Consider the following 3,238-nt stretch of genomic DNA (forward strand, 5'->3'; position numbering starts at 1 on the left):
CAGAGCCTGTAATTGTTTTTCGTTCATAAATCAACCTTATTTTGATAATAAATTAAACATATCAAGTTAAGGCAAATACACAATTTAATTTACAGGCTCTCCCATTACCATTTTTTTGGCATCAAAAGGCGCTGTTAACTGATAATAGGGATGTAAATCGGCCATCAATAACAAAAAGTTGTACTCACCGGGTACCAGTTTAGTGGCATTCATGTGATGTACATTTTTACCTGCGGCCTCTTTCTTCTGCCATGCCCGTAATGTCAGCCCCATAATTTCGCCCAATTCAGTCTGAGTGAGGCTCATTTTTTTTCGCAACAGCTCGATTGTTTTTGGATTAGGGACTTCAGAGACGATTTTAACTCTGCTCATTTACTTTTCACACGGGTAAGGAAGGTATTAAGATCCCAAGAAACAGCCTCACTGCTGCTATCGTTTTCATCTATTAATTGGCGAAGCACTTCCAATTTTGATTCAGCTTGCTTTTCCTGTAACAAACACAATCCTTCACGAACCATTTCACTATTCGTTTTGTAATAGCCAGATTCAACTAGACTTTCTACGAAACTACGTAATTCTTCACCAGTATCAACTGTCATTGTACGAGTTGTCATAATGCACTCAATTATATCATTGATTAACATTCAATAATATAAAACATATTCCTACAGATCAAGGAGAACTCCTATCTGGAACGGGCGGTAAAGATAAAGCTACTGAAACTCGTTTCTTAACCGAGGACAACTGACAATCGGATCTCAAATATTGGTTTTAGCGAAGTCGGCACTTTTAAATTAATAATTTGCTCCAATGGGTAACACTGAGCTATTTCTGGAAAAATATCAATTAATAAATAACGGTCATAACGAACTACAGCACGATATTTTCAGCAGGTAGTGATGTTTGATTCTTAACATAAGCAATTAGTGCAATTGAACTTAATAAAATAATAACTAACTTATTCATTTTCATATTTTTATTCCATGTAGGTATTATTCCCTATACTTTGATTGTAAATAAAAAAATTTCAATAAATAAATCTTATTTGAAAAAAAACAAAAAAAACAAAAAAAACAAAAAAAACAAAAAATAATAAATAACAACAAGATGTAAAAATTATTTTTGCATCTAAATTAATTAATCTTATGAATGAATTTTTTTTAAAATTTGTTTAGGTAAAGTTTAAAATAAAATAGAAAAAACATATAAAATTAACCATTGAAATATAATTGGTCGTCGTACCATTTTATTTTCAAAAGACCTTCAAAGAAGAGGAATGATTAATTATGCTTATATAAGGTAGGCATTATGAAATTAAAACACCTTAGCTCTGGAATTATTATAGCAGTGTCAATACTGAAATTAACTCCAGCAATATCAGCCGAAAATGTAATTGAAACATCTTATAAACAACCCATAAAAACATTATTAATACAACAAGAAAATACAACATTGCCTTATGTACTCATTGGTTATGCTAATGGAGGTGATGCTAATGGAGGTGATGCTAATGGAGGTAATGGATCACCAGGAGGTGACGGTGGAAGTGGTAATAATTCTCCTGGTGGTGATGGAGGTAAAGGTGGTGACGGTGGAAACAACGGAAATGGCAATGGAAGCAGTGGAAATGGTACTGGGAATGGAAATGGAAGTGGGAATGGAGGCCATGACAGTGGTAAAGGCGGTGGTAAAGGAAGTGGTGGTAAAGGAAGTGGCGCTAAAGGCGGCGGCAAAGGAAGCGGAAAGCCTAAATAAATAAAAGCGCAATTTAATTATCCAGTTGGATAAGTTGCGTTATTTTACTCTTTGCAAATAAATTTTATATTCTAGAGAGAAATGAAAATGAAACTAAGCATAATAATCATAGCTACATCTATACTAAGTCTTCCTATTTTAGCATCACATGCTAAATCTGAAAACAACCATACTTTGAAGAAAGTGATTATTGATTGCAAACAATTAGATGGAAAGCCCGGTCAAAATGGTAAAAACGGGATACCTAATAGTAATTGTGAAAATGGAGGTAGAGGTGGGGATGGAAAATCACCCGGACAATCAGGTGGTAACGGTGGTAAAGGTGCGCCTAATGGTAATGGTGGTGATGGCGGTAACGGTGCACCGAATGGTGCAGGTGGTAACGGTGGCGATGGTGGCGATGGTGGCGATGGTGATGCCAATGGTGGTAATGGCGGCAGAGGTGGTAATGGATGAATAACTTAAAATCACTATTTTTCATTCTAATATCATTACTGATTTCAGAAACATTGCATGCTTCAAACATTCCATCTTTCCATATTAGTGACTATGTTCTTATTTCAGATGGGGGTAATGGAGGCAATGGGGGTAATGGAGGCTCCGGAGGTAATGGTGGAAATGGCGGGAACGGAGGAAAAGGCGAACTTGGAGGTAATGGAGGCAATGGGGGTAATGGGGGGGCAGGTCATAATTCTCATGGTGGTGACGGTGGAAAAGGGGGGGATACTGGCGGAGATTCTCACGCATCAGGTGGTAATGGTAGTAATGGAGGCAAAGGAGGAAATGGTAATAATTCTTCTGGAGGCAAAGGTGGCGATGGCGGTAATGGAGGAAACAACGCATGATCAATAAAAGTAAACCATTATTATCAACTACATTATCTTTATTTATTCTAGCAACATCTATATTTATTTACACTTCTTCAATTATATTTCCAACAACAGCCTATGCAGTAAGCCATAAAAATGGTGGCAATAAAAATGGAGGCAATGGAGGAAACGCTGGTAAAGGAAGTAACGGGAATGGTGGTAATGGTGGAAATGGAGGGAAAGGTGGTGGTAATGGGGGGCATGGCGGTAGTGGGGATGGCACTGGTCATGGAGGCAATGGTGGGAAAGGAACCGGAAGTAATGGGAATGGTGGTAATGGAGGACATGGTGGTTCTAAAGGGGGAAATGGTGGTAAAGGGGGTAATGGGAGTGGCTCTGGAAATGGAGGCAATGGTGGGGACGCCGGCAAAGGTGGTAAAGGAGGAGAAGGTGGAAAAGGTGGAAAAGGTGGGCATGATGGACACAAGGGTAAGGATGGATATTTTTAATTTATGAATATGAATAAAAACTAAAATTCCCGCACTAGTTGCGGGATTTTATAATTTGTACTAACTGAGCCTGTAAATTAAATTGTGTATTTGCCTTATCTTGATATGTTTAATTTACTATCAAAATAAGGTTGATTTATGAACGCGAAACAATTGCAGGCTCTT

Annotated in this window: 6 protein-coding genes and 1 pseudogene; 4 read left to right on the plus strand and 3 right to left on the minus strand. The window is 37.6% G+C overall.

The annotated features are described in order from the left end of the window. Positions 1-84: 84 nt before the first annotated feature. The 3 genes and pseudogenes from Xmir_RS21915 to Xmir_RS29725 all read right to left on the minus strand — a co-directional run. Complete coding sequence (locus Xmir_RS21915) at positions 85-372, minus strand: helix-turn-helix domain-containing protein (protein ID WP_099116087.1); 288 nt, start codon at positions 370-372, stop codon at positions 85-87. Then, positions 369-614 carry a type II toxin-antitoxin system ParD family antitoxin gene (locus tag Xmir_RS21920; RefSeq protein ID WP_099116090.1) on the minus strand — a complete coding sequence of 82 codons (246 nt, stop codon included), beginning with the start codon at positions 612-614 and terminating at the stop codon, positions 369-371. Before Xmir_RS21920 ends, Xmir_RS21915 begins: the two co-directional genes overlap by 4 nt. Before the next feature lie 152 nt (positions 615-766). Continuing rightward, positions 767-874: pseudogene (locus Xmir_RS29725) on the minus strand (PFGI-1 class ICE element type IV pilus protein PilL2); the annotation flags it as partial. Positions 875-1,308: 434 nt separating this feature from the next. On the opposite strand from Xmir_RS29725, the gene Xmir_RS21925 reads away from it, so the two are divergent. From Xmir_RS21925 to Xmir_RS27750, 4 genes are all read left to right on the plus strand, one after another. Then, positions 1,309-1,755, plus strand: coding sequence for a hypothetical protein (locus Xmir_RS21925; RefSeq protein ID WP_099116088.1), 447 nt, complete (start codon positions 1,309-1,311; stop codon positions 1,753-1,755). An 81-nt stretch (positions 1,756-1,836) separates the two neighbouring features. Beyond that, a complete protein-coding gene (locus Xmir_RS21930) occupies positions 1,837-2,211 on the plus strand; it encodes a hypothetical protein (RefSeq protein WP_244171022.1) in 375 nt (124 codons plus the stop codon). Between the two features lie 57 nt (positions 2,212-2,268). Next, on the plus strand, positions 2,269-2,607 hold the full coding sequence (locus Xmir_RS21935; protein WP_099116089.1) for a hypothetical protein: 339 nt from the start codon (positions 2,269-2,271) through the stop codon (positions 2,605-2,607). Further along, positions 2,597-3,073, plus strand: a complete 477-nt coding sequence (locus Xmir_RS27750) for a hypothetical protein (protein WP_208620480.1) — start codon at positions 2,597-2,599, stop codon at positions 3,071-3,073. Before Xmir_RS21935 ends, Xmir_RS27750 begins: the two co-directional genes overlap by 11 nt. The last annotated feature ends 165 nt before the right edge of the window (positions 3,074-3,238 follow it).

This window comes from Xenorhabdus miraniensis (assembly GCF_002632615.1).

Coding starts and splice junctions, on each gene's coding strand:
- Xmir_RS21915 (WP_099116087.1), bottom strand. CDS start 372: ATGAGCAGAGTTAAAATCGTCTCTGAAGTCCCTAATCCAAAAACAATC.
- Xmir_RS21920 (WP_099116090.1), bottom strand. CDS start 614: ATGACAACTCGTACAATGACAGTTGATACTGGTGAAGAATTACGTAGT.
- Xmir_RS21925 (WP_099116088.1), top strand. CDS start 1,309: ATGAAATTAAAACACCTTAGCTCTGGAATTATTATAGCAGTGTCAATA.
- Xmir_RS21930 (WP_244171022.1), top strand. CDS start 1,837: ATGAAAATGAAACTAAGCATAATAATCATAGCTACATCTATACTAAGT.
- Xmir_RS21935 (WP_099116089.1), top strand. CDS start 2,269: ATGCTTCAAACATTCCATCTTTCCATATTAGTGACTATGTTCTTATTT.
- Xmir_RS27750 (WP_208620480.1), top strand. CDS start 2,597: ATGATCAATAAAAGTAAACCATTATTATCAACTACATTATCTTTATTT.